The sequence below is a fragment of the uncultured Turicibacter sp. genome (assembly GCF_938044715.1).
GTDB lineage: Bacteria > Bacillota_I > Bacilli_A > MOL361 > Turicibacteraceae > Turicibacter > Turicibacter sanguinis.
Genome location: NZ_CALIOS010000043.1, coordinates 1 through 18,203 on the forward strand (window position 1 = coordinate 1; position 18,203 = coordinate 18,203).

Below are 18,203 nucleotides of genomic sequence, written 5' to 3' on the forward strand. Positions count from 1 at the left end.
TGAACCTGAAGATTTAGATAATAGCATTGCCATAGGTGCAGTGGATTTATCGGAAACATTCGACTTAACGAGTGCTAGAGTGTTAATTATGAAACCTGGTAGTAAGGTAAAGTATTTTTTATCAAAATATTTCATTCCCGAGAGTAAATTAGAAAAAGTGCCGAAATCTGAGCGTGATAAATATCTAGAATGGGCAAAATCGGGTCATTTACACCTTTGTAGTAGTGATGAAGTTGATTACACAGATGTGATGGATTGGTTCATTGAGTTGTGGAAAAAACACAAAATTAGAGCATTTAAAATCGGTTATGATAAATGGGAATCGAAACAATTTGTTGCAGCAATGGAAGAGTACGGCTTTGATATGGTCCGTGTCAATCAAGATCACTTCACCATGAGTCACCCGATGAGGATGTTAGAAAGTGATTTGAAAAATAATTTGGTGAATTACAATCAAAATCCAATTGATGTGTTTTGTTTGAAAAATACAGCCCTGAAGTTAAATTCTACGGGGGATAAGATGATGCCGATGAAAGTTCAGGGGGTTAAGTTAAATCATATTGATGGTGCGGTGACGATGATTATTGCCTATGTCGTATTTAACTGGTATCGAAGAGATTATTTAGAGATAGTGAGGTGATAAATTGGCATTAAAGACGATATTTAATCGCTTAAAAAACGGAAAAAAGAAAGAATTATCCTATGCGCAAATGCTTAATGGAAGCCTTCCTGTCTTTTCGCAGTTCGGAAATGATGTGTTTGCGAGTGATATCGTAGAGGCATGTATTAGAACGAAGGCAACGGAAATCAGTAAATTACAGCCAAAACATATTTTTACAGATGAAAATGGGTTACAGAGTATTCAAAAAGATTCCATTAATCGGCTTTTACGGTTTGGTCCGAATGAACTCATGACCACTAAAGACTTTTTAGAGAAGTGTACCTGGTTGCATGAAAAGACTTATAACTGTTTCATTTATCCGAAATATGAAATACGGTGGATAAATGGTGAGAAAATAAAGTATTACACAGGATTCTACCCTTTGAACCCAACGGAAGTTGATTTTTTAGAGGACGGGCATGGAAAGTTATACGTCCAATTTCATTTCTTAAATTCAGATTCTGTTCTATTACCTTACAATGAAGTGATTCATTGGCGAAAAGAGTTTAGTGATAATGATCTGATGGGTGGAAATCATGAAGGTAAAGCAAAATCAGAGACATTATTACCTATTTTAAAAATTAATCACAGTTTAATTGAGGGATTGGATAAAGCAGTAAAAAATAGTCTGGCCATTCGCGGATTATTGAAAGTTAATGCTTTATTAGATGAGGAGAAGCTGGAAGAGGAAAGAAAAGAATTTGAACAAAAAATATTTAATTCTCAAAGCGGAATCTTACCAGTTTCCAATAAAAGTGAATATGTCCCTTTAACGATCAATCCAACCATTATGGATAAAGAAACGTTAGAGTTTATTGAAGGTAAAGTATTAAAACATTACGGAACTTCGTTACCAATTCTGACCGGAAAATTCACAGAAGAAGATTATCAGGCTTATTATGAGAAAGTTTTAGAGCCGGAAATCATTGGACTCGGACAAGCGTTTAGTAAGGCATTATTTTCGATTGAGCAGCTGGAAGCAGGACACGAGATTATCTTCTACGGACAAAAACTTCTATTTACGAATACTCAAAATAAAATCGCCGTAGCTGATATTTTGGGAAATAGGGGAGCTTTAACAGATAATCAATTATTAGAGTTATTTGGATATCCACCATTTCCAGGCGGAGATACTCGAAATAAGAGTTTAAACTTTATTGATCGCGACATTGCTAATCAATATCAAATGAGTCAATTTCAAAAGGAGAAAGGGGTGAATCAAGATGAGTAATTCAATGAATGATCTATCAGTTAGACGAAGTTATACGGTGTCTGATTTTCAAACCTCAACAGAAGAACGTCATAATATCCAAGGTCATGCAGCAGTATTTAATCAAATGGTGAGTATTGGTGGTTGGTTTAATGAAATCATTGAACGAGGGGCTTTTGATGGATGTGATTTTAGTGACGTTTCTTTATTTGTGAATCATGAAACGAATCAGATTCCTCTTGCTCGATCACGTTCAAGTCATACAAATTCAACCATGGAGTTAGAAGTAGATGAAATTGGGCTTTTTATTCGAGCAAATGTGGATATTGAGAATAATCCAGAAGCTAAAACCCTACATAGTTCTATTTCTCGCGGTGACATTGATGGTATGAGTTTTATGTTCCGAATTAAAGAGCAGAAATGGGAGAATTTAGATACCGACATGCCGACACGTCGAATTTTAAAGATTGCAAAAGTTTATGAAGTTAGTGCAGTGAATTATCCAGCTTATGATCAAACGGATATTAGTTCCAGGGATAAATCCGTATTGGATAGTGCTAAACAAGCAGTAGAAGAGGCACGAGCAAAAGAAAATCCTAAAAATCAAGTTGAAATAGAGCGTTTAAAAATTCAAATATTAATGAAAGGTTAGTGAAACTATGAAAAAGAAATTAGAAGAAATGTTACAAAAGAAAGAAGCACGAAAAGCAGAATTAGTGGAGCAATCAAAAACATCAGAAGATGTGGTAGAACTACGAAGCATTCATGCAGAAATGGATGGATTAAATGATGAAATTGCTGAATTACGTGGGATGTTAGCAGCTTTGCCAAATGAAGATAATCAAGTAGCGGCTCAAACATCAGAAGAACCTCAAGCACGTTCATTCAATCCAATCGCAACCTATTCAACGGGAAATCAACCGACTAAACGTTATCAAGAGGATGAGGAAGATATTTATGGGACATTAGAGTATCGTAAAGCCTTCATGAATCATGTGACGAAAGGAACACCGATTCCTGAAGAGTTTCGTGCAAATACAAATGAGGCACGTTCGAATGAATTAACAATTGTAGGAGATGTAGCAGCAGTTATTCCAACTAATGTCTTAAATAAAGTCATCGAAGATATGACAACAGAAGGGAAGATTTTAGCACGCATTACTCAAACATCGTTTAAAGGTGGAGTGGAGATTCCAATTTCTGAAATTAATCCGACTGCAACTTGGTTAGAAAGTGAAGATCAAACAAGTGATGAGCAAAAAGCAAAAATGAAAGTAAAATTAAGTTTTGGTTATCATGTATTAGAGGCAAAAGTAGCCATCGGATTATTAACTGCAACGGTTTCCCTACCTGTTTTCGAAGCAACTATTATTAAGCAATTGAAAAAAGCGATGTTACAAGCGATTGAGAAGGCAATTATCGAAGGGAGTGGAGAAGGACAACCATTAGGAATTACAAAGTATACTAATCTTCCGGCAGACCAAATTGTTGAGTTTACATCAGATAATATTGGAACTGTGACTCAATGGGCGACTGTAGAAGCAGCCATTCCAGAAGAGGTAGAAGATAGTGTCATTTATGTGATGTCGAAAAAAACATGGGAGAAATACTTAAATGGAATGACTGATTCAACAGGTCAAAAAATTGGATTAGGGCGAATTAATGAAAAAGGACAAAAACTCATTAATGGACGTGAAGTTTTAGTAACAGATCGTTTTCCTGGATTTGATAAATGCGATGAAAATGGAATTTTTGGAGTGGTGGTTGATTTATCACAGTATATGTTAAATTCAAATTTAGCGATGTATTTTAAAAAATATTTTAATGAAGATACAAATAAATGGATCTACAAAACATTAATGATTGTAGATGGTAAGATGACAGCTGGAAATGACTCAACAGGAAAATTAGTAGGGGCTAAAGGCTTACTCTATCTTAAAAAAGGAGCTTCTTTATTAAAAGAAGCTAAATCAGGTAAATAAAATGAAATTATCATTAAAAGAAATAAAGGAAAGTCTTCGCATTGATTATGACGATGATGATGCTTATCTTTCGTTGTTGAATGAGGCAGCGATAGAACAACTCAAAGGCATGACTGGGTTCGATTTAACCAAATCGAACTCTAGTCAGGCGAAAATTGTTTGTCTTGCGATTATTCATGAATTATATAAAGACCGATCACTGACAACTGAAAAAGCAGGTGAAAAACTTAAACCTGTTATGCAAAGTATTTTAATTCAACTTTCTCATCAGGCAAAAGAAAGGAGTGAATAAATTGGCAGAATGTATGCTGACTGAACGAATTATATTTGAACGATTTGATCAAGACGAAACGAATGAAAATGGATTTGTTGTAGAATCGTGGACTCCATATTATAAATGTTGGGCTAGGAAAGAAGAATTTAGTGGGAAAGAATTTATTAAAGCTCATGCGACCCATTCACAAATTCTAGTCGGCTTTACGGTTCGAATGTGTCAAAAAATAAAAGATATTTTAGCAACGTATGAAACTAAAAAGTATCGGATTATTCACCAAGGGAATGTTTATGATATTAAATATTGTCATGATGTGAAAAATAAACATGCCTTTGCGGACTTTAAATGCGAGTTGGTGAAAATATGTCAACCTTAGAGGGATTTGATGAATTTATTGACCTATGTTCAGATATGAAAATTGAAGATGAAGAGGTAGCGGTTGTCTTGAAACGAACACTAAGCATTCCTAAAGCTAGGGTGAATAAAAATGCACCGAAGTTAAGTGGATTGACTAAAAAATCGATTAAAATAAAAGTCAAAAGAAATCCATTTGGGGGATGTACCGGAACGATTTATTTAAACAATTTTCAGGCTATGTTCCAAGAGTTTCGAAATGTTCGTCAATCAGGGAAACATATCGGATGGTTTGAACGTTCCATTCGTGAAAGTGAAGATGATTTTGTTAAATCATTAAGAGAAGAGTTAGTAGATAGGAAGATGAAGTCATGAGCTATCAATCTTATGTGACTCAAATATTATCGGACTCAAGATTAACCGCGCTGTTACCTAATCGAACCGTTTATCGCTTAAAAGCTGTTTCAGACGTTAAGGTCCCGTATTGCACGTACTTATTTTATGATGAGTCAGGAGCTTTTTACGCTGAAGGAAAAGAATTAGAGACACGTCATTATATTCAAATAGATATTAACAGCAACACTGATTTTACAGAAATTGAAAATGTTATTCGAACCCTTGCGAAAGAGCAAGGGTGGAAAAAGGGAGCCGTTTATGAGGATGTAGATCCACAAACCGGACTCCTTTTTAAATGCTTACGATTTTCATTTGATTATTAGAAGGAGGAAATAATATGACAAAAAGTGCAACTATTCAACCGAGAGCAGCAAGTACAGACAATCCGTTACCGATTGTGAGCTGTCATAAAGTTTATTATGCCATCAAGCAAGAGGAGGGATATGGAGCCCCGGTTTACTTGCCTAACTTAACAGAAATTGGAATCGAAAAAAGTTATAATTCAACTCCTTTTTATGCAGAAGGGGTGAATAAATTCACTCATTCTGTTTTAGGTGATGTTCCGATTACAATTTCTACCGGAGATATTGAAGAAGAACATGAAATGGCTCTATTAGGGCATAAAAAAGACAATAATGGACTTCTAGTTCGGAGTATCCATGATGTTCCGGCAGATGTGGCTATTATGTTTACGGTAGAGAAAGCAGGAGGTATCTATAAAGGCTATGTTTTTTATGATGGAAAATTTGTTCCATCAGGAGTCACAGCGGCAACATCTGAAGGTTCTGCTAACTATCAACCCAAGACGATTACAGGAAACTTTAAGCCATTAGATGATGGAACAGTAGATGCCTCTAAAACATTAAAAAGCTTAAAAGAAGTTGAATCATTCTTTGCATCAGTTCCTACTCCAACGTTCGAATAATAATAGCAATTAAATTTGCAACTCAAAATAGACTAGGTCAAACCTAGTCTATTTCATTAGAAGGAGGTCATTTTATGGTTAATTTAAAAGATAATTCGTATCGTATGAAAACCAAAACAGGAGAGTATTTAACCTTTAAGTTGGATATGACTGCTATGTTGAGATTAGAAAATATAGTTGGAAGCTCGGTTGAAGCAACTCGAATCTTTTTAGATTTATTTAAACCCGGAAGCAATTGTTTTTATAAAAAAGGATTAGAAATTTTATGCGCCTGTTGTGTTGAAAAGCCGAATTTAACATTAGAGGAGTTTAATTGTTTATTTCCATTAAATAATCATACTTTTACTCAAATTGATCACATTTTAACGGATCTAGTGACTGGCTATTTTGCAGATGATGAGGATGAAGCTCAAAAAAAATAGAAACTCAATCAACATCGAACGGTGAACTGAAAATTGATTATGAGTGGTTGTTATATGTGGCTAAAACTCGTTTGAATTTTACGGAGGAAGAGTTTTGGGGAAGTACATTGAGACGAATTAATCGACTTCATCGTTATTGGTTAAAAGAAAACGGGATGTTGGTTGAGTCAAAACATTCCATAAATCAATCCCAAGAAACGTTAGAAAAATGGGGGCGTCCTGTTACCTATTCAACTGATTTTTAAATAAGGAGGTGAGATAAATGGCAGATGAGGTGAAACGAATAAGAGCCGTTTTTGAAGCCGATGTGAGTAAATATAATAGTAGCTTGGATGGAGTTAATAAGCAGATGAAATTAGCTAGAGCTGAAACTCGCTTAGCTCAAAAAGAACTAGAAGGATTTGGAACCAGTTCATCAACCGTCGCAAAGGTTCAAGAAAAAATGAACCAACAGATTGAACTTAATCGAAAAAAAATTGAACTATTTAGTCAATCTTTAAGTAAATCTCAACAGACGATTGATACAAATGTGAAAGCTCGTGAGCAGTTAAATCAAAAGATTACAGAGGCAAAAGAAGCTCTAGCAAAAGCAGAAAAAGCTCATGGTAAAGAATCTGAAGCAGTTAAAGAGGCAAAAGAAGCCCTAGAAGCAGCTGAAAAGGCCTATGACAAAAATGAGAGTGCGATTAAAAGTAACATTCAACGAGTGGCCGAATATGAAAGCCAAATTATGAATGCTAAAAGTGAGATTCAGGGGCTAGAAAATCAGATTAGTAGCCAAAACAAAAAAATGCAGGAACAAAATAATCATTTAAAAACTGCATCTGAAAGGTTAGATCAATTCGGAGATAAAGCAAAGAGTGCGGGTGAGGCAATTAGTCACGCTAGTGATAAAGTGCTTGGGATTAGTGCTAGTGTGGCAACCCTTATCGGGGCGAGTTCTGCTATGTCGATGTCATTTGAGAAAAATCTAGCTAATATTAATACGTTACTAGATGATACGAAGAATTTAGATAAATATAAAAATAAAATCTTAGAATTATCTGATGAGACAGGAATTGCGATTGGGACCGTTTCAGATGGGATGTATCAAGCCATTTCTTCTTTAGGTGATCTAGGAGATGAAACAACTAAAATCTTTGAAACGATGACGAAGAGTGCGAAAGCCGGAGGTGCAGAAGTTAGTGACGCTGTTTCCTTAATTTCGGCCGGGATGAAAGGGTATGGACAAGTTAATGATGAAACTGCTAAAAAGATTTCAGATTTAGCTTTTCAAACGGCTAAATTGGGGGTTACGACATTCCCAGAAATGGCTAGTAGTATGAAGGCTTTATTCCCATTGTCTTCAACGTTAAATATGTCATTAGAAGAATTATTTGGAAGCATGGCGACATTAACGGGTGTGACAGGGAATACAGCGGAAGTTTCAACTCAATTAAAAGCGGTATTCAGTAATTTAATTAAACCAACGACTGCAATGCAGAAGTTAATTGAGAAATATGGATATTCGAACTCACAGGCCATGTTAGAGGCTAAAGGATTTGTGGGAGTTCTTGAAATTTTACAAAAAGAAACAGGGGGTTCATCGGATAAGATGGGGGAACTCTTTAGTTCAACCGAAGCATTAACCGCTGTTTTAGCTTTAACGGGTGAACAATATGATAACTTTATATCTAAAAGCGCTCAAATGGAAAACGCAGCAGGGGCAACCAATACTGCCTTAAACAAAATCGAAAGTACGAAGTCGGATGAACTTCAACGATCGTTGAATGAATTAAAAAATAGTTTTATTGATTTAGGCGAAGATGCAATCCCTATGATTGATAAATTTATAGGGATTGTTAATAAAGTGACGGATGTCATTAAGGATATGGACGAAGAAACTCTCAACTCTATTGTCAATATGACAGCAATGGGGATAGCAGTGGGTGTCAGTGGTAAGGCAATAGGTGGAACTGTTTCAACCGTAGGAACACTATCAAAAGGATTATCGACTGCTATTGGATGGGCGAGTAAATTTGGCGGCACAGCCGCAGCAGCTGGAACGGCTGCTAGTACAGCGGCAGGAGCCACAGGGATGGGAGCGATGGTGTCAAGCTTAGGGGCTATGGCGGTAGCAGCGGGTCCTTGGTTATTAGCAGGTGCGGCAGTTGTTGGGACAGGGGTTGCGATTCATCACCAGATGTCACAAGAAGTCATTCCAACGGTTGATTTATTTGCGGATACTTTAGTTGCATCAGGAACAGCTATGACACAATATGGAGAAATCACGACTTATACGACTCAAACCATATGCGAAGAAACACAGAAACAAGTTCAAGCCTATTTGGATATGGATGTGGCTACAAGGGAAACACTAATGAATTTGTATGTAGATTCTACCACCCTTACATCAGAGATGGCTACGACGATTACTCAAACTTATAGTGAGATGGGGACTATGATTAAAGAAGAATTACAGAAAGATAAAGAGGATGAGTTGGCAATATTAACGGAAGCATTTAGAAATCATTCAGGAATTCGTGCTGCGGAACAAGTAGATATTTTAGAGAAGACTCGAACTTATTATGAGGATAAAGCTAAAATGATTGAGACCAACGAAACGGCGATTACAGCTATTTATGAACAGGCAGCTAATGAGAAAAGAGCTTTAACAGAGACAGAGGTTAATACGATTACAGCTTTACAAAATCAAATGCGAGATGATGCAGTGACTGCCTTATCTGAACAGGCAGCAGAGGCAGAAGTTATTTTAAGTCGAATGAAAGACAAAGATATTGAAATTACGGCAGAAATGGCAAGTGAGAAAATTAAGTCATTGAATGAACAACGAGATGCAGTGATTGAAGCAGCTGAAACAGAACGGGATGAGAAAGTTAAGGCTTATATTGACATGAGAGATAAAACGGGTGCAATTTCAGACGAACAATATGAGAAATTGGTTGAGAGTGCAAATAAACAGTGCGATGAAACCATAGCAGCTGCACAAAAGACACGTGATGAATCTGTCGATAAAATTTTTGAAATGAATGAAGAATTGATAACAAATGTAGATACCACAACTGGAGATATTATCACTAAATGGCAACGATTATTTGGAACCTGGGATAAGTGGGAGCCAAAGAAAAAAACGACCGTTATTGAAAATAAAACGATTAATACAGTGATGACTCGAAGGGTTTCTGAAAGTGGAAATAAATCAACTTATAAAGCCTTAAATGATGCAATGTATAGTCAACTTCAGCGCTCTATGATGAGCCAACTTGAAACACTGGCTAGATTTAGAGATAGTCAACGAAATACTTATGCAAATCAAAATATTAACCTAACTCCTCAATTTGAAGGGCAAGTTTTAATCGATTTAGGCGATAACTACATCATTAAGAAAAACGTGACATTCATTGACCGTACATTAGCTAAGAGAAATAAACAGATGAGTTTTGGAGGTTTGCAATCAGGATGAATTATTTTGTATTTAATGATGAGAATAGCCTAGAGGAGTATGATCTTTATTTTGAGACGTTACCAGTGTTACCACTAGCGAGCGTATCTGAAACGAATAACCCTCAAATCACCTGTGTACTAGGATTTGAAACAAATAAAAAAAAACTTCTAAAAATCAGAAGATGGTTATCTATTAATGAAGGGCAATTAAAATTTAGTTATGATGACCGTACCTTTAATGTTAGTAATATTATTGCCACTGAGTACAGCAAAAATAAAACCTTCACTATCATTAACATCATATTTGAGGTGGATAAATATTGTCCCATTAAGATGATGCCAATTGTTTTTAAAGATAACTTTGATAATCTGATGATTTTTAATGAAGGAAATTACTCATCGCTTCCATTAATCACGATTGAAGGTAGCGGGAATATTGATATTACGATTAATGAGTTCACTTATTGTATGATTGAAAATGTGAATGGTGTTGTAACATTGGATAGCGAAATTCAAGAATGCTACGAAGGTTATTCTAATCAAGCTATCTCTTTGAAAAATAGGGATATGTATGGTGAGTTCCCGGTATTAGATAATGGATCAAACCGAATTAGTGTTAGTAGTACGACAAATTCATTGACGAAGGTAACTATCGTCCCGCGTTGGGTTTTATAAAGGAGTGAGATAATGTATATTAGTTGCTATGATGAAAATGAAACGAACTTTGAGCATAACGGAGAGTTTAAAGTTTTTGTAGATGAAAATGAAAACAATATATTTAGACAGTTAAATGGTCAATTCTATGCCACATTTAAAGTCAGTTTGACAGACCGTCATATACATAAGTTGCTACCACTCATGTACGTAAAGATTCCAACACCAAGTAAAAAAAATAAGTATCAATTATTCAAAATTTTTGATTTGAGTGATGACGATACAGGAATTACATTTACAGCTTATCAGTTTGTGTGGGGGGAACTATCAAATGGTTTTATCCCACACCTAAATAGTGTTGCTAAGACACGTTTGGAGGCAGCACAGTACATCTTAGATAAGGCACAGGATACAAAACCTCATCGTTGTACAGTTGTTGACTTAGAACCCTCAGAGGAAAGAAAAAACCTTCAAATTGTGAGATATAATCCGTTAGTTGCCTTGATGGGGAATAAAGAGAATACAATCTTGAATCGATATAGTAATGTCGAATTTGATTTTAATAATTTTGAAATACAAATTCAAAATCGCGTGGGAGAGGATACAGGATTTGTAATTCGAGATGACAAGAATATGGAAAGGTTTCTTCGTGATCTTGACTATAAGCCAGTGGCTACACGGATAATACCACAGGGAGCTAATGAGTTATTGTTGCCCGAGTATTTCTTAGATAGTCCGAATATTGCTATGTATTCAGAGGTTTATTATAAACACGTTGAGTTCCCGGAAATCGGCGTTGATGAAGCGAATGGGGTCATGAAAGAAGATGCCATCAATCTATTACGAGAAGCCGGAATGAAGCTATTTACCGAGAGTAAAATAGACCTTCCAGTCTTAAGTTGGACTATCACATTTGACGATGGACAGAATAATCCAAAGATATCTGATGAATTAAAGGAGCTTTTAAAGCTTGATATTGGAGATTCTGTTATTGCGATTAAAAGAGGATTGAGACAACGAACTGAAGCTCGAATGATGGAGTACAACTATAATTTTGTTAAAGGTGAGTATACAGATATCACAATTAGTAGTGCTTCTCCATCATATACTGTCACAATTGAAAAGACAGTTGCTAATATTAACGTTAAAGTTGACAGTTTCAAAAGTATTATCACGGACTTAAGTGAAGATATGTATAGTAAGATTGAACAGTTAATTGATGAGATTAATCTTAAAGTTGCAAAAGAAGATTTATCGGCAGAAATTGAGGTACGTTCTGATGCGGTAAATATGGCTATCAATAATGGTCAAAATTCGAATGGAATTAAGCTCAACGATAAAGGTCTTGGAGTTCTCAATAATGAAATTATGACAATTTTATTAAATAGCGGAGTCATGAATGTCTATAATTCTCGAACTGGTGAGTTTATGGGGTATTATGGGACGGTTGACGATGATTTAAGAGTGCAATTATTTGGCGCCAACACGTTCTCAATTTTTGCGGGAAATGATGATTTAAAAATATTATCAATAGATGTAGATCGTGATTTATCTTATGGGAATGCAACCGTTGATATTTGCGGTGGATTGTTACTGAGTCAACGCCCAGGTCAAAATGTTGGTGTTAATGGTCTAGCTTTAGGAAATGATGATAGATCAGATAAGTATGGATATCATAATATGTCGATTTTATGTTGGAATTCTCTAGGCATTCAAGATAACAATGGACTAACAAATGGATTCTATGATGCTCGAAGAGGTCGATGGGTGATTAAAGGAGGTCTATATCAGAATACGGAATCTCCACCAGCGGCTTATATCTTATCACTGGATGAAGATCATCCATTTTTTTGTGGTAAAACTAAGATGAATATTGTTGACTCAATACTTAACTTAGAAACCACGATAAAGGTTGATAACGATGGTGATTTAACAATGATGATACTACCCAATGACGATGATCTTGTTATGACCGATATCGGAAATCAAAAACATATTGATCAATCATCAATTGTCGCTGGATTGGTTGAAGTTGTTAAGTCGTTAAATTCTAGGTTGAAAGATTTAGAAAATTTGAGAGGTGAAGAAGATGAAGCCTAAAGCTTATTATTTTGATATCAATAAAAAAATGGATGATACCATCCATTCAGTCCAGTTCGATAAGAATAGTCGCTTTATAGAAATTAATTTTCTACAAAGCTCACAATCCGTTGATTTAAGACAGCATAGAGCGACGATCCGTGCCATTAAACCAGATAAGACGGAGGTATTTAATGATTTACGAGAAATTGATGCCTCCATAGGACGATTTGAATTAGAGCTAACGGAACAACTGAATGCCGTAGCGGGAGATGTGGTCGCTCAATTCGAAATTTATGGAGAGAACGAATCCTTATTTACAACGAATCAATTCACGATTGAGGTTAGTAAATCTCTATCTCGAACTAAAACCATATCATCAGATGAGTTAGGAACATTAGTCAATGTACTTGCTGAAGCTCAACAGTATAAAAATAATTTTGTAAAAATGGATGCTAAAATCGATGATGAAGTGGCTAAAATGAATGCACAACTGTCACAATTAACAGTCAATGTAGCTAACTACCAATCCTTAACCGAAAGATATAATGATACCATTGTATGGGATAATGCCTTTAAGCAGGCATTTAATGATTTAAAAAATGGTGGTATTTTATTGATTCCTGATGGTGAATACCTCATTAAAAATAGGGTGACCTTAGAAGATAAAGTCGGTATTGTCATTAATTGTAGTGGTACTATTCAACCAGTAGCTGATAAAACTCCACTCATCGGGACTGTGACAATGAATAATCTAAGACAGAGCACAATTAATTCATTAAAATTGGATGGAAATAGAGGCAATATCGGAGAGAGCAACAATTTTGGAACGCAATCATTACTAAATATATCAAACTCATCTGATTTAATTATTAATGGATTAGAAATCATGAATACAGTTGAAAGTGCATTTAATTCTGACGGAAATTTAGACCATATCATTTTCAACAATGTTAAAATAGAAAATATCGGAGAACATGGATTTTATTTTGGTGGTTCTAACGTTAAGGATATAAGATTTAATCATTTGTATTGTAAGAACATTGGTGTCGGTTCATCTAACAGTCAACGAGCAGTAGCAGTTATCAAGTTAAGAAATAAGACTAATGGAGATATTCAACACGACCAAATTACAATTGATGGGTTTGAGTTTAAAATGGATTCTACACCTAGCGCCTCTGACCGACAATTCATCCAAGCTTTTGATACATTAAATGTTACTTTGAAGAATGGTTCTATTACAGGTGAAGATGTTAGTATTTTTGGTGTTAATACAGCATTAGAAAAATTATTTATTGATAATTTATATTTTAATGGTAGACGTTTGCACTACATCGTGAATGATTTTACAGGCTGGAATGTTTCTACGCCTATTACAAAACCTGGTGCATTTAACATAGAAATTCATAATAGTCATTTAATAGGTGGGAATGTCTATTATGGCATGATTGCTCTATTTAATAACTGTATTATTGATCTTAATGGAACCGTGTGGAATCAAACCATGTCATTAGATACTAATCCTGTGACGACTTTTAATAATTGCAGAGTGATTTGTTTGAGCGGTTATTTTTCATTTGTTGATAGTGTAAAAGCAAGTGGTAAAATGACAATGAATTATATTTATAAAAATACAACGTTTAAATGCACCCCATCTCGAACATCGCCTATTTTTGGCGTGACTCACATGGATGGCGGTAACATTTTGTTTGAAAATATTACACTAGATGAGGAGCATAGTGTATTCATTCAAACGAGTGTTCCCATTCCGTTACGATTCTATAACGTGAAAATAAATGGTTCAATAAAAACAACGACTCCAATTCCTTTATTATCGGTGAAAAATGCTCATTTAAAAACATATATCTTAGATACATATGCAACTTACGACAAATTAGAAGTTTATGATTTACGAGAATACGGTACAGGAAAACGTGTTGATTTTGGATTATTTAAAGCCACTTGTCTAAGTTACAACACAACAGTGAACCTATCGTTAAGATATAATCGTGTTGACGCAGTTGCGGAAGAAGAATTGTTGGTAACTAATAACAAAGGGATACCATTTAATTATAGTGTCTCAAACAATGTTGTGACTCTAGATGTCATTGATAGACAAGATTCAGATACGATATTTACGGTCATATACTCGAAGCAGCAAGTTAACTAGAAATAATTAGGTAGTAAATCAAAAGTCAAAAATTAACACATTAAAGATCAAAATTTATTAGGTCACTCAATGAGTGGCCTTTCATTATAAGGAGCAAAAAAAAATGTCATTAGAATTATCAAATTATGTAGTCTTAACTGGAATCCTTATTGTAGAGGGATTGTTTCTTAAAAAATGGGACCCACCGATTAAGAGGCAATATGTGGCCTTAATCTTACTACTTTCTGGACTGGCATTAGGTCATTTCATGGTTACAAATGCGGCCTATGGATTTTTAATCGCAGGGTTAGTATTCTATAAAGATGAGTTAGTTGAAGAGATTAAGTTAGTTAAGGAAAGTGTCGTAGAAGCGATTAAAGAAAAAAATTTAACGAGTGGAGAGGATAAGTAATGGATATCACATTTTTAAATGAGTATTTCATCCCTGTTATTGTGGGGATTTGTTTATGTGTGGGGTATGTGATTAAAACCAGTATCCCTAAAGTAAATAATAGCCTTATTCCTATGATTTTGTCGATTCTAGGGCTTTTAATTAACATTTGGATAAATAGTGCCATTAACCCATCTATCGTCTTAGGTGGGCTTTTTAGTGGGTTAGCTTCAACAGGATTACATCAATTATTTAAAAATTTAATCAAAGTGGAGGAAAAATAAGATGACAACACCAATTTTAGTATTAGACGCAGGACATGGATTAACCACACCAGGTAAACAAACAATGAATGGAAAATACGGAATTATTAAAGAGTGGGAGTTAAATAATAAAGTGCTACTCTATATCATGGAGTATTTAAAAGATTATGCGATTACGATTTATCGTACAGATGACCCAACAGGGAAAACAGACATTGATTTGTTGGAACGTGTTAAACGTTGTAATACTTATGGTGCAGTTTTATTTATCTCAATTCATCACAATGCCGGTGGTGGAACAGGAATTGAGGTCTATTGGCATACTAAGGGAACACAAGAAGATAAAAAAATCGCCGAGATTGTCGCTCCTAAATTAGCCACTTCAACGGGGTTAAGAAATCGTGGAGTGAAACAAGAGGCATGGACTGTTTTAACATGTCAAGCAACTGCCATTTTAGTAGAAGGTGGTTTCATGGACACTACATCAGATTATGAGTATATGTGTACTGAAAAAGGACAACGAGCGTATGCGAAAGCCATTGCTGACTCGGTGATTCAATACTTATCATTAGAAAAGAAAGTTGTTGAACAAAAGCCAGTGCAAGAAGAGAACCAATCAACATCAACGGTTACAACAGATAAAAAGTGGTACCAAGTCGTCGTAGGTTCATATCTAGGAAAAAATAAAGCAAATGAAGTTAAAGCGAAGTTAGAAGCAAAAGGTTTTACAGATGTTTGGATTGATGTGATTCAACTAAAAGGAGAAACATGGTATCGAGTGATTTGTGGATCATACCAAGACCGAACAAATGCGGATAAAATTAAAGCGAAGTTAGATAAATTCTATACAGGAGTTTGGATTAACGTTAAATAACAACCTCACCAAAAGAGCCACTAGGTTAATGACTTAGTGGCTTTTATGATAAAGAAAGTGAGGTGAATAGATGAAAGAATTTTTAAAAGAAATCCTGTTAAACGTATTTGTCGAATTGATATTAGAATTAATAAAAGAAAAAGACATGTTTGGCGACATGTCTTTTCTTATTTGTGTTTTAGGACTATACTTTATTTTTATAGTCTTATTATACAATAAATTTAGAATGAAGGAAGTTGTATCTGCAAATACAAGTTCCGAAAAGTAATTGAGCTCACTATTATTATATACTGAGTTCTTTTAATTATCAATGAAGAATGTTATAATAATGGCACAATGCCTATAAGGTCATAAATCATGTAGGGTACTCAAAAAAGAGGTAGATTCGGTTAATTCCGTTTCTACTTCTTTTTTTATGGAATAGACTTTAAAGATTGAAAATGATATATTAATAGAGTGTGTTATGATATTCAATTTGACATACAGTTGAAAGACAGGGACAGTGATCTTAATCACTGTTCCCTTTTTGTTTTAGGAGTTTTTTTACAATAAAAAAAGAGGTCTTTAAGACCTCAGCAAAAAATAGAGTTTTAAGGGAATAACTAACACTTTAAAGAGAGAGTTAGTTATTTAAAAAATACTGTTGTGGGATTGTGAGAACACACAAGTAAAATATAACAAATAGCGACGATATTTGCAAGTGATTTTGTTATTAAGTATCACGTAAAAGCAAAAAGACCTTATCTATATAAGGTCTTTTTTTATAAGTATCCACAAATAACAAACGTCTTCGGTGAAGACAGTTTTATTATATCAAAAACTCTAATAAATTCAATACCGTAATGAGATAAAGAGAGGTAAATGCAAGAAATGTCTATTATGTTATTTTAATCCCTCTTTATCAATATGTAGTCTATCATAAGGAATAAATTCAAACAAGTAGGAGCTTGTTTGATAGATGAACAGATGGAGAGAATAGAATGAACTATTTTTCTCGTGTCTGTTGTTTTAATTTTGACCACAATTTCTTTTACAATGGAGTTTTAATATATAACTATTATATATTGTGTTCAAGTTAAGGATAATGTAAAATTAAAATGTAAAATATTGGTGAAAAAAGGAGAGAGTTAAATGGAGTTTATTAAGAAAAATTTAAAATCGATTATTGGACTAGGTGGGTTAGTTGCTGGTATTTTGATTGGTTTTTTAGTAGCACCAGCTTGTTCAATTGAAGATCATGACAGTTATGAACAATTAGAAGCTACAGTGTTTGAGTATGAGACAATGTTGGTTGAATATAAGAATTCTAATGATGAATTATCTGCACTAGTAGAATCAGCACAACCTTATTTCAAATTAACTGAGGAACAGAAGTTGAAAGCTGCCGAAGAGGCAGAAGCGTTAGAGGCAGAAAGACTTGCAAAAGAAAAGGCAGAGCAGGAAGCGAAAGATGCAGCTTTAACACAGGTTTATGAGACGGGTGGATTCCAAATCATCATCACAAATATCTTAACGAATAATAATAGAGGCGCCTTACAGTTTGAGATGTCAGTAAAAAATACTTCTAATAAAGAAAATCAGTTATATGTAACTAGCGCAGAATTCATTGTTGATGGAAAGTCATATGAGAAAGACTACGATTTAACTAAAAGCCCAAATAAATTAGAGCCTAACATCTCTCAAGATGGTGTTGAAGTTGGTATGTTTTTGCCTGCCGGAGTAACTATTGATGACGTAAATTATGTGAAGATAAAAATTCCAACATCAGAATATAAAAATGATGCGATTATTGAAATTGATGATTTGCAATTGTTAATTGGATAGTGCATACAAACAAAAAAACAACAGACGGCGATTGCTATCTGTTGTTTTAATTTTGCCACCAATTTGCCACCAAAAGCTATACATTGGCGATTATAAGCTATAATAAACGAATATAATAAAAATGACATTACAAGACTTCTGAAATATGATAGTATCAACGTTTTTTTAATTTCTATTATAACGTATTATAAATAAAAATAAAAATTATGCAATACCATGTGGTTAAACTAAGGACAGTTTGATTGAGGAGGATATTTATGGAATCATTAACTGATTGTTACACGTTATCTAATGGTGTTTT

20 protein-coding genes are annotated in these 18,203 nt (G+C 34.6%); all 20 read left to right on the forward strand.

Annotation, left to right across the window (positions count from 1 at the left end):
- A partial coding sequence (locus QWC74_RS04170; protein ID WP_288993922.1) for a terminase TerL endonuclease subunit occupies positions 1 to 640 on the forward strand: 640 nt, incomplete at its 5' end.
- Between the two features lie 4 nt (positions 641 to 644).
- The gene (locus tag QWC74_RS04175; protein WP_288993923.1) at positions 645 to 1,892 is read left to right on the forward strand and encodes a phage portal protein; all 1,248 of its coding nucleotides are present in this window, start codon (positions 645 to 647) and stop codon (positions 1,890 to 1,892) included.
- Positions 1,885 to 2,523 (forward strand): HK97 family phage prohead protease, encoded by a 639-nt coding sequence (locus QWC74_RS04180; RefSeq protein ID WP_155223176.1) that lies wholly within the window; start codon positions 1,885 to 1,887, stop codon positions 2,521 to 2,523. Before QWC74_RS04175 ends, QWC74_RS04180 begins: the two co-directional genes overlap by 8 nt.
- Positions 2,524 to 2,530: 7 nt before the next feature.
- Complete coding sequence (locus QWC74_RS04185) at positions 2,531 to 3,853, forward strand: phage major capsid protein (protein WP_288993924.1); 1,323 nt, start codon at positions 2,531 to 2,533, stop codon at positions 3,851 to 3,853.
- A 1-nt stretch (position 3,854) separates the two neighbouring features.
- The gene (locus QWC74_RS04190; RefSeq protein WP_288993925.1) at positions 3,855 to 4,145 is read left to right on the forward strand and encodes a head-tail connector protein; all 291 of its coding nucleotides are present in this window, start codon (positions 3,855 to 3,857) and stop codon (positions 4,143 to 4,145) included.
- Position 4,146: 1 nt separating this feature from the next.
- The gene (locus tag QWC74_RS04195) at positions 4,147 to 4,503 is read left to right on the forward strand and encodes a phage head closure protein (protein ID WP_155232704.1); all 357 of its coding nucleotides are present in this window, start codon (positions 4,147 to 4,149) and stop codon (positions 4,501 to 4,503) included.
- Positions 4,491 to 4,856, forward strand: a complete 366-nt coding sequence (locus tag QWC74_RS04200) for a hypothetical protein (protein ID WP_155223180.1) — start codon at positions 4,491 to 4,493, stop codon at positions 4,854 to 4,856. The genes QWC74_RS04195 and QWC74_RS04200 overlap by 13 nt, the downstream gene beginning before the upstream one ends.
- Complete coding sequence (locus QWC74_RS04205) at positions 4,853 to 5,200, forward strand: hypothetical protein (RefSeq protein WP_278475101.1); 348 nt, start codon at positions 4,853 to 4,855, stop codon at positions 5,198 to 5,200. Before QWC74_RS04200 ends, QWC74_RS04205 begins: the two co-directional genes overlap by 4 nt.
- Before the next feature lie 14 nt (positions 5,201 to 5,214).
- Positions 5,215 to 5,802, forward strand: coding sequence for a major tail protein (locus tag QWC74_RS04210; protein ID WP_288993926.1), 588 nt, complete (start codon positions 5,215 to 5,217; stop codon positions 5,800 to 5,802).
- 74 nt (positions 5,803 to 5,876) lie between these two features.
- On the forward strand, positions 5,877 to 6,224 hold the full coding sequence (locus QWC74_RS04215) for a hypothetical protein (RefSeq protein WP_155223183.1): 348 nt from the start codon (positions 5,877 to 5,879) through the stop codon (positions 6,222 to 6,224).
- A gap of 56 nt (positions 6,225 to 6,280) precedes the next feature.
- Positions 6,281 to 6,469, forward strand: coding sequence for a hypothetical protein (locus tag QWC74_RS04220; protein ID WP_155230011.1), 189 nt, complete (start codon positions 6,281 to 6,283; stop codon positions 6,467 to 6,469).
- Positions 6,470 to 6,486: 17 nt separating this feature from the next.
- Positions 6,487 to 9,687 (forward strand): phage tail tape measure protein, encoded by a 3,201-nt coding sequence (locus tag QWC74_RS04225; protein ID WP_288993927.1) that lies wholly within the window; start codon positions 6,487 to 6,489, stop codon positions 9,685 to 9,687.
- Entirely contained in the window at positions 9,684 to 10,343 is a 660-nt protein-coding gene (locus QWC74_RS04230; protein ID WP_288993928.1) for a hypothetical protein, read from the forward strand. The genes QWC74_RS04225 and QWC74_RS04230 overlap by 4 nt, the downstream gene beginning before the upstream one ends.
- A 12-nt stretch (positions 10,344 to 10,355) precedes the next feature.
- Positions 10,356 to 12,422, forward strand: coding sequence for a phage tail spike protein (locus tag QWC74_RS04235; RefSeq protein ID WP_288993929.1), 2,067 nt, complete (start codon positions 10,356 to 10,358; stop codon positions 12,420 to 12,422).
- Positions 12,412 to 14,571: a BppU family phage baseplate upper protein gene (locus tag QWC74_RS04240; protein ID WP_288993930.1), complete on the forward strand. Its 2,160-nt coding sequence runs from the start codon at positions 12,412 to 12,414 to the stop codon at positions 14,569 to 14,571. Before QWC74_RS04235 ends, QWC74_RS04240 begins: the two co-directional genes overlap by 11 nt.
- Before the next feature lie 103 nt (positions 14,572 to 14,674).
- The gene (locus tag QWC74_RS04245) at positions 14,675 to 14,962 is read left to right on the forward strand and encodes a hypothetical protein (RefSeq protein WP_155223051.1); all 288 of its coding nucleotides are present in this window, start codon (positions 14,675 to 14,677) and stop codon (positions 14,960 to 14,962) included.
- Positions 14,962 to 15,225: a phage holin family protein gene (locus tag QWC74_RS04250; RefSeq protein ID WP_155223050.1), complete on the forward strand. Its 264-nt coding sequence runs from the start codon at positions 14,962 to 14,964 to the stop codon at positions 15,223 to 15,225. Before QWC74_RS04245 ends, QWC74_RS04250 begins: the two co-directional genes overlap by 1 nt.
- Position 15,226: 1 nt before the next feature.
- Positions 15,227 to 16,078 (forward strand): N-acetylmuramoyl-L-alanine amidase, encoded by an 852-nt coding sequence (locus QWC74_RS04255; protein ID WP_155223049.1) that lies wholly within the window; start codon positions 15,227 to 15,229, stop codon positions 16,076 to 16,078.
- Positions 16,079 to 16,148: 70 nt separating this feature from the next.
- A complete protein-coding gene (locus QWC74_RS04260) occupies positions 16,149 to 16,346 on the forward strand; it encodes a hypothetical protein (protein WP_155235766.1) in 198 nt (65 codons plus the stop codon).
- Between the two features lie 863 nt (positions 16,347 to 17,209).
- On the forward strand, positions 17,210 to 17,902 hold the full coding sequence (locus QWC74_RS04265; RefSeq protein WP_278473825.1) for a hypothetical protein: 693 nt from the start codon (positions 17,210 to 17,212) through the stop codon (positions 17,900 to 17,902).
- Positions 17,903 to 18,203 lie beyond the last annotated feature (301 nt).